This is a genomic window from Amycolatopsis sp. NPDC003865 (genome assembly GCF_053605345.1).
In genome coordinates, this window is the sequence record NZ_JBSGJA010000015.1 from 135,146 (window position 1) to 148,953 (window position 13,808).

The 13,808-nt window shown below is 67.5% G+C and carries 19 protein-coding genes; all 19 read right to left on the reverse strand.

Translation table 11 applies throughout. The features are described from left to right. Positions 1-15: 15 nt before the first annotated feature. Positions 16-543 (reverse strand): hypothetical protein, encoded by a 528-nt coding sequence (locus ACWEVP_RS31645; protein ID WP_452066207.1) that lies wholly within the window; start codon positions 541-543, stop codon positions 16-18. Further along, positions 540-785: a hypothetical protein gene (locus ACWEVP_RS31650; protein WP_452066208.1), complete on the reverse strand. Its 246-nt coding sequence runs from the start codon at positions 783-785 to the stop codon at positions 540-542. Before ACWEVP_RS31650 ends, ACWEVP_RS31645 begins: the two co-directional genes overlap by 4 nt. A 10-nt stretch (positions 786-795) precedes the next feature. Beyond that, positions 796-1,065, reverse strand: coding sequence for a hypothetical protein (locus tag ACWEVP_RS31655; protein ID WP_452066209.1), 270 nt, complete (start codon positions 1,063-1,065; stop codon positions 796-798). Positions 1,066-1,094: 29 nt separating this feature from the next. Beyond that, positions 1,095-1,415 carry a hypothetical protein gene (locus tag ACWEVP_RS31660; RefSeq protein WP_452066210.1) on the reverse strand — a complete coding sequence of 107 codons (321 nt, stop codon included), beginning with the start codon at positions 1,413-1,415 and terminating at the stop codon, positions 1,095-1,097. A gap of 13 nt (positions 1,416-1,428) precedes the next feature. Next, the gene (locus tag ACWEVP_RS31665) at positions 1,429-1,650 is read right to left on the reverse strand and encodes a hypothetical protein (RefSeq protein ID WP_452066211.1); all 222 of its coding nucleotides are present in this window, start codon (positions 1,648-1,650) and stop codon (positions 1,429-1,431) included. 2 nt (positions 1,651-1,652) lie between these two features. Continuing rightward, on the reverse strand, positions 1,653-2,732 hold the full coding sequence (locus ACWEVP_RS31670; RefSeq protein ID WP_452066212.1) for a DUF5047 domain-containing protein: 1,080 nt from the start codon (positions 2,730-2,732) through the stop codon (positions 1,653-1,655). A gap of 30 nt (positions 2,733-2,762) precedes the next feature. Then, entirely contained in the window at positions 2,763-4,184 is a 1,422-nt protein-coding gene (locus ACWEVP_RS31675; RefSeq protein ID WP_452066213.1) for a hypothetical protein, read from the reverse strand. After that, a complete protein-coding gene (locus ACWEVP_RS31680) occupies positions 4,181-4,963 on the reverse strand; it encodes a hypothetical protein (protein ID WP_452066214.1) in 783 nt (260 codons plus the stop codon). The genes ACWEVP_RS31675 and ACWEVP_RS31680 overlap by 4 nt, the downstream gene beginning before the upstream one ends. A 93-nt stretch (positions 4,964-5,056) precedes the next feature. After that, positions 5,057-8,740, reverse strand: coding sequence for a tape measure protein (locus tag ACWEVP_RS31685; protein ID WP_452066215.1), 3,684 nt, complete (start codon positions 8,738-8,740; stop codon positions 5,057-5,059). Between the two features lie 4 nt (positions 8,741-8,744). Continuing rightward, the gene (locus ACWEVP_RS31690) at positions 8,745-8,957 is read right to left on the reverse strand and encodes a hypothetical protein (protein ID WP_452066216.1); all 213 of its coding nucleotides are present in this window, start codon (positions 8,955-8,957) and stop codon (positions 8,745-8,747) included. Positions 8,958-9,175: 218 nt separating this feature from the next. After that, positions 9,176-9,481, reverse strand: coding sequence for a hypothetical protein (locus tag ACWEVP_RS31695; protein ID WP_452066217.1), 306 nt, complete (start codon positions 9,479-9,481; stop codon positions 9,176-9,178). A 22-nt stretch (positions 9,482-9,503) separates the two neighbouring features. Next, entirely contained in the window at positions 9,504-9,788 is a 285-nt protein-coding gene (locus tag ACWEVP_RS31700; RefSeq protein ID WP_452066218.1) for a hypothetical protein, read from the reverse strand. A 94-nt stretch (positions 9,789-9,882) separates the two neighbouring features. Further along, a complete protein-coding gene (locus tag ACWEVP_RS31705) occupies positions 9,883-10,560 on the reverse strand; it encodes a phage tail tube protein (protein ID WP_452066219.1) in 678 nt (225 codons plus the stop codon). Positions 10,561-10,584: 24 nt separating this feature from the next. Next, positions 10,585-10,971, reverse strand: coding sequence for a phage tail termination protein (locus ACWEVP_RS31710; protein WP_452066220.1), 387 nt, complete (start codon positions 10,969-10,971; stop codon positions 10,585-10,587). Continuing rightward, positions 10,971-11,285: a hypothetical protein gene (locus tag ACWEVP_RS31715; protein ID WP_452066221.1), complete on the reverse strand. Its 315-nt coding sequence runs from the start codon at positions 11,283-11,285 to the stop codon at positions 10,971-10,973. Before ACWEVP_RS31715 ends, ACWEVP_RS31710 begins: the two co-directional genes overlap by 1 nt. Before the next feature lie 3 nt (positions 11,286-11,288). After that, complete coding sequence (locus ACWEVP_RS31720) at positions 11,289-11,615, reverse strand: hypothetical protein (RefSeq protein ID WP_452066222.1); 327 nt, start codon at positions 11,613-11,615, stop codon at positions 11,289-11,291. Further along, positions 11,612-12,175 (reverse strand): hypothetical protein, encoded by a 564-nt coding sequence (locus ACWEVP_RS31725; RefSeq protein ID WP_452066223.1) that lies wholly within the window; start codon positions 12,173-12,175, stop codon positions 11,612-11,614. The genes ACWEVP_RS31720 and ACWEVP_RS31725 overlap by 4 nt, the downstream gene beginning before the upstream one ends. Further along, on the reverse strand, positions 12,172-12,492 hold the full coding sequence (locus ACWEVP_RS31730; RefSeq protein ID WP_452066224.1) for a hypothetical protein: 321 nt from the start codon (positions 12,490-12,492) through the stop codon (positions 12,172-12,174). The genes ACWEVP_RS31725 and ACWEVP_RS31730 overlap by 4 nt, the downstream gene beginning before the upstream one ends. A 74-nt stretch (positions 12,493-12,566) precedes the next feature. Further along, entirely contained in the window at positions 12,567-13,808 is a 1,242-nt protein-coding gene (locus ACWEVP_RS31735; protein ID WP_452066225.1) for a phage major capsid protein, read from the reverse strand.

Below are 13,808 nucleotides of genomic sequence, written 5' to 3' on the forward strand. Positions count from 1 at the left end.
GTGTCCTTTCTGGGCTTACGGGCAGGACTCCCGCGGCGGTGGCGGGTACGGGTGCTGTGCCTGCTCGTGCTTCACCGCGGCGCGCTTGGCGAGGTAGTCGTTGATGGCCTGCTGAATCCTCGTGCGCGACGTGGTGTTTCCGTTGAGGGTCTCGCCCACAGTGGTCAGGAGCTCGTCCAACGCGTTCTGTGCGTCGGTGCTGGCCCTGGTGCGGGCGTCGAGGGCGTCGGAAAAGTCGTTGCTGTAGTTGACCTGGCAGCGGGTGACCCGAGCCGTAGCGTCGCTCTGAACGATCCCCTGTACGACGGTGACGACGCCGAGGCAGACGACAACGATCGCGATCAGGGACGTACTCGGGGCGCGCTCCGTCCATCGTGGGCGACGAGCGGGCATCGGCTTATCTCCGTCCTCGGGGTTCTTGCCGGTGACCGCGGTAGCGATCCGATGGACGTCGCGGGCGGCCCGGCCGACGAGGAGTCCGGCCAGGAATCCGGCTCCGCCCCATCCGATGGACTGGAGCGCGTAGGCAAGGGCGGCGTTCACTGCTGGTCCTCCGGCTCGTCGTCGTCCTCGCCCGCGATGGCGTGGGCGATGCGTCGCCGGGCGTCCTTGACGGCGCGGCTCTCTTTGCGCCCCAGCGCGAACACCGCGCCGACGACGAGGGCGAAGATCGCGTTAAGGGTGGGGTCGTGTCGTGCTGGATCGATGAATCCGACGATGACGTTGACCGCCCATACGAGACTGATCAGGACGGCAAGCGCGATCATGAGGGGCCGGGGCAGCATGGGTTGTCTCCTAGGCTCGCCGTCGAGCGGCGAACGCGATTACGATCGCGATCAGCCCGAAGAGGACGCCTCCCGTGTTGCACCACAGGCGGTAGGTGACGACGTCGCCGAGGTGGCGGTACTCGGTGCCGATGGCCGAGGCTGCCAGCAACGCGAGTGCGAAGTATCCACATCGGAGGCTGCGTGAGCTGTCTCCGTGCGCGACGAGTCGCCAGCCTGCGCCTACCGCGAGGAGACAGCCACCGACGACACAGAACACCCTGAGCGTGTCGGCGAACATGAGCCAGGGTGTCCCGAACGGATGCATGGTCAGGCCGAGGGCGAAGCCGTATTGTGGTACGCCCCGGCGACCGCGTCCCACAGAGAGTTGACAGTGAACTGAATATCGCCGTCGACACTGTCGACAGTGATCACGGGGTTGGCAGCGACGCCCCACGCGAAGACGGCACCCCAGGTCTCGGCGTCGGTGATCACGTTGCGGGCCAGGGCGCGACGCATGATGCGGTACTGAGTGCCGTCGTACTCTTCCCCGCCCACCTGGACGGCGGCGAACACCGCGGACGAGGTGACGCGGCGGATGAACGCCGGGTTCTGGGCGAGGTCGTGAATGTCCATGAGCTCAGCAGCCATGATTTCCCTTTCGCTAAGCGATTTTTCCTAGTGCGATCCACCCCGCGGGCGTGAGCGCGATGACGACGATGTCGCCGACCGCGGGCGTCCACGAGGCCAGCCGGGGCACGGTTTTGCTTGCGCCGCCGGACGTTGTGACGATGAGTTGGTTGTTCACGACGGACGACACCTGTCCGACGCGGAAGCGTTCGGACGCGTCATTGAGGCGTTGCTCTACTGCGCGTTCGGGTCGCATGGTCAGCTTTCCTGCGGCAGGGTCAGTGAGCGCGTCGTGATCGACTGGACCTCGCCGACCTTGAGCGGGTACGTGATGCTGTCGATGATGTGCAGTGCCTGAACTTTCCCCTGCTGCACAAGAAGCACGTCGCCAGCGTCGAGCGCGGGGTTCATCACTGCCGTGAGTGTGACCCCGCCTTGCATCCCGGTCGTCCGGGCCAGCAGACCGGCCGCGGCGGTCTGGCACTGGGCGACGGTGGTCAGCAGCGGCGAGGAGTAGAACCGCGGCTTGCGACCGAACGCGCCCCCGATGTAGGTGGGGCTCGTCGGGTCGGTGTCCTGAACGATCGCGTACACCGGCGGTGTGCCGTCCGTGCGCTGGCCGCTGGCGACGACTTCGTTGTACGTCATCGCGCGTGTCTGTGTGTCCGACTTGGACACGAGGACACCGCCGCGGCCCGAGGAGATGACCCACGCGACCGGGTTCGACAACGTCGGCGTCGTACGGATGACGAAGTTGCCGAGCGGGTCGGCGAACACCTCGGCCCCGATGGCGTCGGCCAGCTTTTCCACGCCATCGGACCAGCGTTCGCGTTCGATGTCGAGCTGAGCGGCGACCTGAGAGGAACCGGTCTGGTCGGTCACCGTGACGCCGGGCATGACCTCGGTGATGAGCCGGGTGATCTCGGTGACGTTCGTTGCGCCGCTGACGGTTTGCGTGGGCTGTTCGTACCGGGCTTCGGCGACTCGGCTCGACCGGTCGGCGAGCGTGACGGTTACGGCGTCGCTCCCGTTGCCGTACGGTCGTTGCCGGGCAACCTCGGTGATGACTCCGCGGATCAGCGGGACCCATTCGGTGCCGAGGTTCGGGACGACAATCCCATACTCCACAAGCAACTCAGACCCCAGCGGGGACAGGATCGATAGCGGGTTCGCGGGCCAGTACACGGGGTCCGCAATTCCGACTGTCCCGGTTCGGCGGACTTGGCTGGTCGCGTCGCACGTGATCGAGCCGGACGAGACGGGCAGCGTGACCGCTCCGTAGGACGAGGTGAACGCGGTTGCGCGCACGTCGACCGCGTGCGAGCTCGTGAGGACCATTTGAGCGGTCGAGGACAGCGCCCACATCGGTCAGGCCGCCGCGAAGGTGTTGGGGCCGAGCGGGACGTCAACCTGAGTGAACGGCAACGTCAGGACTCGGTACGGGCTCCACTGTGGGCGTCCGCCGGGGTCCTCGGTCACGTCCCCGATGGCGAGCCACAGCCCGTACCCGAGTCCGTAGTCACCGGGCGGGCGGAAGTAGATCGGTGAGCCGTCGGCCAGCAACGCGTACAACGCGTCTCGCTCGGCGAACGTGCGCGTGTTGACCGTGAGCGTGCCCGTGATCGACGAGCGGGCCGCGGACACCACGACCGGGTACGCCCGGCCGATCACCGACACCGCGGACTGGACAGCCGCGCGGGCCAGCGTCGGCGCGGCGGCCGGGGCGCACCGCAGCGGGGCCGCGGGGTTGGCGGGGTGGGTGAGCCATGACCGGTCGTTGGACACGAGGGTGACCAGCGGAGAGACAGCCTGACCGCCGGTGAGGCTCGGGACTACGACCATGTACGACACGGGCACGTCCTGCGGGGCCTCGCCGTCGACGATGGTCTGAACGGCCGAGATGACCGAGGTGGACAGACCGGCGGTGCCGGTCCACAGCCCGCCAAGGGTGTCCCCGTCCGCGTACGTGCCGTCCGTCTGTCCCTGCTCGACCGTGACCGAGTCGAGGTCCAAAGTGCCGGCGGCGGGCATCCCCGACGCCACGACCTTGACGGTTCCGACCGTCGCCGCGAACGGTGGGGCCTGGAGGCGGACGACCTGCCGCGCCCAGGTCGAGACGGACGCGTTGATCTGGTCGGCCGTGAGGGTCGCCGTTTGCGTTGTGAGCGCGTTTCCCCCCGCGTCGGTGTAACCGACCGACAGGGTCACTGCCGACGCGCGTGCGGACAGCCTGAGTGCGAATCCGACCGTCGCGAACGTCGACACCGGCAGCGCGTGCGGGATCGAGACGCCGTCCGACCCGGCTGAGGTCACGGTCGCTCGGAGAGCCGCGGTCCCGGACGACGCGTCGGCAATCTGGGAGAGGGCCGGGTTGCCGTCAGCGGGCACGTAGCCGTTGAGTCCGGCCGTGAGGCTCGGGTTGGTCGCGTAGTTGCGTCGGGTCGCCCCAGCCGCGATCGTCGCGGGGTAGGCCCCGCGGACGGGGACCCGGGTCCCGTCCGGGTGAAGCCGGACTAGCTCGACCGCGGCGGCGTCCGGCCACCACGCGAGGACGCGCACGGTGCCCGAAGTGGAGTCCGGCACCACGACGAGCCCGCCCGGCAGGGACGGGATCGGCAGCGCCGGACCGGCCCACCCTCCCAGCGCCCAGGGGTAGTCGCCGCCCGAGGTGGTGACGACGTACTGAGTCGTTCCACCCGGGACCGGCGGCGGGAGCTGGACGACCGGCGGGGCCGGGACTTCGGGACTCGCGTACGGAGCTCGTCCCCACGCGTCGCGGGCGTAGCTCACTTAAGCCCCATGTCCTCAACCCAGAACGCGCGCTTATTCGCGGCGTTGGTGTCGCCTGCCGCGCCGGACGCGAGGATGGTCGTGGTGATCGCGCCACCAGAGTTCGCGGAGCACCCGAGGTTGTACGTGCCATCGGTGGGCACGGTGAACACGGTTTCGACGACCGTGATCGGGTTGGTGGCGGTCTGGTTGATGACGTTGCCGGTGCGGATGATCGGGTCGTTGATCGACACGGCGGCACCGACCGCGCTGAGGTGGATGTTCGCCGAGGCGTTGGGGGGTCCGGCCGCGGAACCGCTGGACCCGAACGTCCACACGGCCTTGTACCAGCGGGACGCCTTCATGCCAGGGATGTTCAGCGTTTCCATCATGACGTTGGTGCCGCTCGGGATGGCGTCGGTGATGTTGCGCTTCGTGACGCCGAGAATCCCCTTGCCCAGCTCCAAAGCCCACCCGCCGGTGGTCCATTCGAGCATCTGCTGTGTGTCCTGCTGGCACACGCGGAGTCCGATGTGGGCATCCGTCGGCAGGGCGGCAGCGTTGGCCACGCTGAGAACGCCGTCCCGGAGCGTCGGCGCACACGTCCAGAGGGTCGACGCGGGCCACGCGCGGGCGGCAGTGCCTTCCTTGCCGCGGACCACGGTGATCGTGTTCGATCCCGCAGCGTGCGCGGTGACCCACACGATTTCGTACAGTTTGTTCGCCGGGTCCTGCAGAGTGATCGGCAGGTACATGGTCGTGCTGAGTCCGGACGGCAGAGCCGTGAAGTCGTTGGACACCAGCGCGGTGTCCGACACCGCGGCGGCGTTCGTCAGGCCACCAAAGGCGTAGTTGACCGGAACACGGAGCTCGTACAAGGTTCCTCCCGCTGCTTACACGCGCGTCCGCTGCGCAATAGCTGTGCCCATCGCGCTCTGAGCGCGGGTGATTTCGCCGTTGACGACGCCGAGGAATTCGCCCGAGTCCAGCGTCAACGTTCCGACGAACGTCCCGCCGTCACTTCCCGCGGCGGCCGTGATCGCGTCGAACTGCTGGGCGGTGAACACCGCCTCGGGCCGACCGGTTCCGTTGTAGACGGTCGAGTACCCCGGGGGCAGCCAGCCGCCCGAGTCGTAGCCCTTCGGCGTCGAGCCGACCGCCTGCTGAACGTTGAAGATCGTTCCGTAGCGCGACCGGATGTAGTTGATACCAGCGACAATGTTCGCCACCGGGTTGAAAATGTCGTTAGGCAGCCGGGGATCGTGGTAAGCCGCGAACGTCGCCCCGATGGTCTGCATCAGCCCGCGGGACGGGTCACCGCGCTGAGCATTGATGTCCCAGTTGTTCTGAGCCCGCGGATTCCCGCCGGACTCACGCATGATGAGCGTCCGAAGTGGACCAGCCCAATCGGGACCCACGCCCGTGAAGCCGATGGCCGCGGCGATCCAACCGGCGAGGTCGGCGCTACCGCCTCCGCCCGAGCTGAACGGATTGAGCCAGTCCTTGACCTTGTCCCACAGCCACGTCACGGCCTTGTCGATCAGCGTTGCGGGCATCTTCGCAAGCATCGAAACCCACTGGGAGGCACCAGCCCCGATGTGGGAGGAGATCCAGCCGACCGGGTCCTTGAACATCGCCACGACGTCCCCGCCGACACCGCTCACGAAGTCGAGCAAGTCCGACACGACACCGCCACCAGCGAACCGGGCGATACCCCCGCCGGAAAATCCACTGCCCACAATGGTCGCGGGTCGTCCTCCCGACGCCGCAGCGTTGGCAGCGATGATGTTCTGTGGTCCGATCGCGGCGACGAGCTCCGGCACAAGGACCGCCTCACCCGGGGAGAGCATCGCGTGAATCCGGTCCTGACCGGGCGCGTAGCCGCCGAGGACACCGCCGCCAGCGAACGTGATCGTTGAGGCGGGCTTGAGCTTGCCGATGCCGAGGAGATCGGCGACCCAGTTCCACACGGCGGCGATGCCGTGGTTGTACACGGTATCGATGATGAAATTGACCGGCTTCGCCGCAATGGCCTTGATCCCGCCCCAGACACGGCCGATCCAGTCGACCGCGTCCGAAAACGCCTGTCCCACAGCGTGAACCGCGCTCTTGACCGCCTCGAACGCGGGGTGAATGACGTTGTCGTACACGGTGCGCGCGACGGTGCCGACCGCCGTCCACACAGGACGAATCACGTTGTCGTAGACCCAGCGGAACGCCGAACCGACCGCGTTCAGGGCGACGCCGATCGCCGAGCCGACCGGAGAGATCACGTTCGTGTAGAGCCAAGTGAACACGTTGCCGATGCCCTGGGCCACAGGGATAAACACGTTGTTCCAGAGCCAAAGCCCAATGCTGGCAAGGAATCGGAAATAGCCAACGACAAAGTCAATCGCGGGCTTGATCCCGTTGTTCCACAGCCACGTGAACGCCGCGGCGATGCCGGACGCTGCGGGCTGGATCACGTTCTGCCACAACCAAACCGCGATGCTGGCCCACATCCGGAAGTAGCCAACGACGAAGTCGATGACCGGCTTGATCGCGTTCGTCCACAACCACGTGAAGAGTGCTCCGATGAAGCCGAGCACCGGACTGACGACGTTCGTCCACAGCCACGTGAGCACGAACGCCCACAAGCGAATCGCAAGCACGATCGGCGTCACCACGACCGTGATGATGATCGCGGCGACGATCTTCGCCACGTTCCCGATCGCGGACAGGACCGGCGACACGACCCCCCACAGCCACACGAAGAACCGTCCGACCGCCTGAACCGCGGAAACGATTCCATCAAAGGCTGGCTTGAGAATCGAATTCCACGCAAACGACGCGGCGGCCTGGATCGCGTGCCAGACGTTAAGCACGACCTCGCGGAAACCGGCGAAGTGAGTCCACGCGTAAATCACCCCGGCGACCAGCGCGGCAACCAAAGTGATGATCAATCCGATTGGCGAAATGGAGAATGCGAGGCTCAGAATGCGCCACGCCAAGGTGACGCCACCGAGAACTGTCTTGAGCAACGCAAATCCGCGAACAACCGCAGAAACGGCGAGCCCAATTGCGAACCATCCGGCGAACGCGGCGGCGATTCCGACGATGACGGGCATCAGCGGCCGGAGCCAGCTCGACACCGCCACGAGCGCGGGACCGACCACTGTGGACAGCAGACTGCCGGCGGTTCGAAGGGCGGCCAGGAAAGCGCCTCCGACCAGCACGACTACGGGCTGGACGGCTGTCCAGAGGTTCCGCAGGGCCGGGACGGCGGACGTCATGACGAAGTCGCCGACGTTCCGGATCACGGGAGCGAGCTGGGCGAAGATGGGGGCCGCCAGGGCGCGGACGCGCTCGAACCATCCGGGCAGCGACCCGAGCTGAGTCGTCAGCCACGAGAGTCCCGACTTGATTGCGGGCATCGCGGGGGCAATCAGATTGCCCATCGCTTTGTTGAAATTGTCGGTGAAATTCGACCAAACGCCCGTGAGGGTGGTCGCCTGCTGAGACATCATTCCCGCGAATGCGGTTGTGTCTCCGGCCGCACCCTTTGTGCCCTGCTCGATTCCCTGGAGAAGCTTCGGGATGGCCTCGCCCGACGGGACGAGGCCCTTCGTCACCATGTCTTGCATTTTCGCCGTGGTGACGCCGTACTGATTCGCGAGGATTCGGAGCGCGGGAATGCCTGCCTCGGTGAGCTGCAAAATCTCGTCGGACTGGACCTTGCCCTTAGCGGACATCTGCCCGATCGCGAGCGTGACCCGGTCGATTTCCTCGGCCGATCCGCCCATGCCGGACACGGCGTCGCCGATGGCGGTCAGGGTGGGCAGGACGTCGCGCGCCTGAAACCCAAACGCCATAAGCTTTTGCGCCGCGGACGTGACGCCCGGCAGGTCGAACGGGGTCTGTGATGCGAACTGGGTAAGCTGCGCCATGAAGTCGCGCGCCTGCTGTCCACTGTGGAGCATGGTCGTGAACGCCATGACGGCGGATTCCTGCGCGGCGTCGAACTTGATTCCCATCGTCACCGCGCCGACACCGGCGACGGCCAGCGCCGATCCGGCGGTGAGCCCGTACTGCCCGAGCAAGTCCTTGGCGCTGCGGAGTGGGCTCGTCAGGCTGCTCCCGATGGTCGACCCGACGCGCTTGAGGACGCCTTCGGCCTGGGCTCCCATCTTCCCGAAGCCGGTCCCGATCTCGGCCGTGGTGTCCACGACGGACCGGAGACGGCCCCCCAGGGTCCCCGCCGCGCCGCTGAACGCGGACGAGGCGGCGACGCTGCTCGTGAACCCATCGCGGACCCGGCCGAGCACGGGCGACACCTGGGCGAGCTTGTCCAGCACTGGCGCGGTTCCCCGCGCCAGTGTCGACATCGATGTGACGCCCTTGGTCGCCGTCTGTTCCAGATCGTTCCGGAGTCCACTCAGGGCGGGGGTGAACGCCTTGCTCAGGTCTCCGCCGAGACGCGAACCGATCTGCTCACCGACGCCGCCGAGCTCGTCGCGTAGCTGAGTCTGAACGGAGGTGTTGAAGCCCTTAAGGGACGGCAACACCTGAACGTAGGCAGAGCCCGCCTGGTACGCCAAGGGTTCACCTCCCGATCAGTGCTCGAACGCGGTCGTCGTGTCGTTGCTTGGCTTCGGCCTGCGCGAGTCGGCCGAACGCGTCCACGGGCCGCGGCATGGCCGAGGGCCGTTGCGTCTTGCCGGTCCGTGCGGCTTCGAGGGACGCGAGGACGCGGAGCAGGATGTCCGCAACGTCGGTCAGGATTGCCCGCTCAGGCGTCCACACCTGACCGGCCACGCGTCGACTTCGCGGCGGCTTTCCGTTGTGCCGTCGAGAGATCTCCCGAGCAAGGTCGATGTCATCGCGAACAGCGACCTTGTAATGAGAGTGGTCGGGCAGGCGCTCGATCAGCCGGACGAGTTGCGGCCAGGGACGTCGAGCGCGAAAGAAGTCGAGTAGGTCAATGCCTAGCTCGGTCTGTAGGTCGTACTCGATAGCCTCGCCGTGCTGGTCGATCAGCGCGACGAGGCGAGCGAACCCCCCGGCGGAACCACGCTCAGCCCGAAGTGCTCGACCATGTCCTGAACGAGGTTCGTGAGCACGCCCGCGGGCGCGATCCCGACAAGGTCGCTCACACGCTCGTACTGGTCCCCACACAGGAGCCTGAGCGTCGCGCGGGAGCTCCGGGACTCCTCGATCCGGAGGACGGTCTCACCGTCCGGGGCGGGGATGCTGATCGTGTCGCCGTCCGCCAGTTCCAGAACGAACGGCTCGGAACGGGCCTCGGTCACGTAGCGGTCGAACTTGTACGTCTTGCTCATGGGGGCCGTCCTCAGCGGGCTGTCAGGCGGTCGGGTTCTCGTTGGTCTGGGGCGCGTCGCTCGGCTGGTCCGGGTTGGCGGGCGCGGCTTCCGGGGTCGGGCCGGACGGGGTAGCGGGCTCGGTGTCCGGGGTCGGGGAATCGGCCGGCTGTTCGGTCGCCGGGTCCTCATTGGGCGTGGTGACCTGCTCGGGCTCGTCGGTGTCGTTGCGCACGAGTCGGTAGCCGTGGCCGAGAATGAGGCTGTTGGCCTCGGCGTCGCTGCTGGTGGTGTACTGGTCGCCGTTCGGGGCTTCGAGGGTCTGCATGGTGGTGTCCTTTCGGGACGGTTGGGGTTGGGGTGCGGCGCGACGCCAGGACGGCCCCCCGTGGATCGACACGGACGCCGCGCCGCGGTCTAGGTCAGCTCAGCGCGGGGAAACCCATGTCCGCCAAGCGAGCCCGCCAGCCGGGGCCACCGAAGAAGAACCGCATCGACGTCTTGGCGGTCTCGTCGTAGTTCGCGGTGAGGGTGACCTCGTAACCAACGGGGTCGTCGCCGTCGCTCCACTTCTGATCGCCGGAGTCGGTGACGTTCGCGCGGGGCAGGAGCTTCGCGACGTAGATCGCGTCAGCACCGACGCCGTCCTGAAAGAGCCCGAACACGCGGAAGTAGCGCGTAGCGGGACGGGCGGGCCGGTCGAACGTGATTTCTCCGGTCGTCGCGGTGGGCGTCACGGTGGACAGGTCGACGCCTTCGTAAAGCTCGATCGTCTGCCGCTTCGTTTCCTGGGCGGTGAACTTGAGTCCGTCCGACTGCTTCGTGATGTCCCGGCGGGTCGGCTCCGCACTTCCCCACGACGTCACGTCCGAGGTGTCGACCGAGCGGGACCAGGACGCGCCGTCGCCCTTGTCGCACCAACCAACGTCGGAGTAGCCGGGCGGGAGCGGGAGCAGTCCGGCCCCGCTGCCCGCGGTGAGCGCGGTCGGAAGGTCGGCGGTGTAGGGCGCGATGAAGATGCTTCCCTCAAGAGCCTTGCGAATCAGGTCGCTCTGCAAGTTCTTGAGAGCGTCGTACGTGGTGGTCGTGGGCGTGGTCACGAGCCCTCCCTTGTGGACGATGGATCAGGAGTTGCGCGGGCGACGCCACGCGAGTCGGTAGTACGCGACGACCCGGCGAACGTCGGGGTCGTCATAGGGGATCTGCTGTGCGGGGGTGTCTGTGTCGGCGTTGTCGACGAGGACACCGGCGACGAGCGTCGCCCGGCTGGCGAGGATCGTTTGCCTGCACTGCTCGGAGAGATCCCATGCCTGAGCGCGGTTCTCGCCGTAGCACGCGATTTCGATCCGCGGAAAGTCGGTGATCCTGTCGTCGCTCCCGCCGACCCGCTGAACGCGGATGATCGGGGTGGGCAACGGGTTCGGGGTCGACGTGACCGTGCGCGCGATCGGGGAAAGCATGGCCATCACGACGGTTTCGGCGTCGGGCCACGGCCCGAGCTTGTCCGCCATCAGCCGTTTTCCACGATCGGGATGCAGCGGGACAGCAAGTGATGCCCGGGACGGCCGCGTGCGCCGACCTCGACCCAGATTGCGTCATCGGACGTGGCCTGAATCTGGACCTCGGCCCGGTCGCGTCGGGGACCGCCTCGTCCCTTGTCGACGACCTGGATTCCGGCCCGGTAGTGCCCGGTGCGGACAGGAGCGTTTCCGCGGACCCAGTCGGCTCCGCGGCGGGCGCGGGCGAAGAGAAGCGCGTGCATCTCCGGTCCGTTGGCGAGCTGGTTGATTCCCTCGGGGTCGGCGCGGTATTCGAATTCGGTCATGACTCACCCCGTGGAGCGCTTGAGGTATCCCTCGACGTGGTGCGGGCGGCCGTCGAGCCCCCGCCAGAGCTGGAGATCTCCGTCTAGCTCGAACAGAGCGCCGTCGACCTCGATCCGGTCGACGGGGCTGGCCTCCACAGCGGGCGGGCCGTAGAGCATCCAACGGGTCACGACCTGGTCCCCGGTGTCCAGCGTTTCGACGGTGGTCAGCGGCTGGACTGAGCACCCGGGGTAGGTCGCGCGGCCGGTCTCCGTCCGGTCGCCGTAGTCGTCGGTGGTGATGTGAACGACGGTGATGGTCTGCCCGCCGACCGGGAACGGAGCGCTCACGTGAGGAGCGGCAATCGGTAGCGGTCGAGTACGGCCGACTCGATCGGGCTGAGCCCGATCACCTCACCGTCCCCGTTCCTGCCGTAGGTGACCTGGATACCGCCGACGCGGTACGCGGTGACCGGCCCGCGGCCCGCCATGGCGGTAGAGCGGGAGGCCAGGGAGCAGACGACGGCCACGAGCTCGTCCGGCGGCTCGTCATGGCCGGACACCCCTGTGACGGTCACAGCGTCCGGGCCTACCGGCCAGAGGTACCGACGTAGGCAGAGCACGCCCGACGCGCTGTAGGACACCTCAGACAGGTCTACGGGCTTGCCACGGACCGACACGGCCGTCACCGACCGCAGGGCCAGCGTCGGCACCGTCAGCAGCTCGGTGCCGTTGCTGTCGACGACCCAGGTCGTCGAGTCCTCAACCTTGGTGATCGGCCACCGACAGTGGAGCCGGACCAGGGCGCTCGCCGACCGCAGCATGAACGTCGACTGAGCTTCGTTCAGCGGGGGAACGCCCAGGTAGGCCGTCAGGTCGTCGAGCGACGCCAGCGGCGGGAGGGACGTCACCCCTCGTCCTCCGCCGGGGTCGACTTCGCCGCCGGCACCTGCGGGCTCGGCTTCGGCGCGGGGGCGTCCTGCTGGGGCTTAACGACCTTCGTCTCAGCCTCAGACAGCCAGGTCACCGACGCCGTGAACGGCTCGCTCGGGGTTTCCTGCCGGACGGTGATCTCCTCGCCGAGGTGGGTCGCGCGCGTCTCGCCGAGCTCGGGCAGCTCGACCGCGCCGGTCGACTCCGGCCGCCCCGGGGTGGCCGTCGTCTCGACGGGGCTCGAGGGCGTCTCAACCGCGCCCGTGCTTTCGACGTGCTTCGGGTTGCGGACCATCGGTCGTCCCTTCCGGTGCACAGGGGCACCCCGTCCGCACGGGAGGAGCGGACGGGGTGCCCGAGGTGGACAGATCAGAGGCCCGCGACGAGGCCGAACGCGCCGGGCCGGTAGACGGCCAGGCCAAGGCGGCGCTCCGCGCGGATGGCGGTCTTGTTCCGCTGGAAGAAGTCGGCGTGGCTGTTGCTGGCCTCGACGACGATCCCGCCCTTGGCGAACATCTGCGCGCCCTGACCGAACGCGCCGACGAGCGCCTTACCCGAGGCGAGCGCGGCAGTCTGCACGACCCGCTTGCCCCACAGGGTTTCCGGCTGCTGGCCGACGAACGGTCCGTTGGCGTAGTACGCGCCCTGAGCGTTCTTGCTGAGCACGATGTCCTGCCAGGCGGTCGGGCTGATCACGATCGCGTCCGGCTCAAGGAACGAGCTCTGCCGGATGGCGGTGATCTGCCGGTACACGGCGTCCATCGAGTTGTCATCCGCGGCGGACGGCGCGGTGCCCTTCGTGACGGTGGCGGCCAGACCGGGGCGGTTGAGGAGCCCGACCATGTTCGCGCCGGTCCCGTCGCCGGAGAGGAGCTGAGCCTCCGCGGCCTGGCGGACGAAGAGCTGAAGGCGGGCGTCCAGGTAGGACTGAATCTGGTTCCAGTCCTCCAACATCTCATCCGTGACCGGGAGGAACGTGGCGACCTTGTGCAGGGTCTCGTCCACGGTCGTGAAGCTGAGCGCGCTCTCCGGCTTGAGGTCGCCCTCGGCGACGGCCGCCGCAGCGTTGGTGAGGGCTTCCTCAACGAGGTAGCGAATCAGCGGGGACGAGGTCGTGCCCTTGGGAAGCAGGTCCTCAAGGAACAGCGGCCGGAAACGGATGTCCACGATGCCCGGGAGCACATTGGGCGGGGTCGTGACGAGGTCGTAGCCGCCGCCGGGCGCGCCCGCGGTGCCCTCGGTGAGGGTCGCCTTGAGCTCAATGTCACCGGTGGTCCAGCGACCGCCCTTGAGGCCCTGCTCGCACAGGTTCCGGTACCCGAGCGACTTGACGAACTGTTCGCCGAGCGAGTGGTACCCGCCGCGCTTGTCCGCGTCGTCGCCGCCCGCGTCGTTGTCGCCCTTCTTACCGGCGGCCTTGAAAATCTCGGCCTTGCGCCGGTCGATCGCTTCCTTGGAGGCGACCTCTTCCTGAGCGGCCTTGAGATCGGGCTCGAACGCCTCAAGCTTCTTGAGCTTTTCGGCGTCGCTGAGCTTCGTGTCCTCGACGATGACGAGCATCTTCGCCGAGATGTCGCGCACCTTCTCGCGCGATTCCGCCAAAGTAGGCAT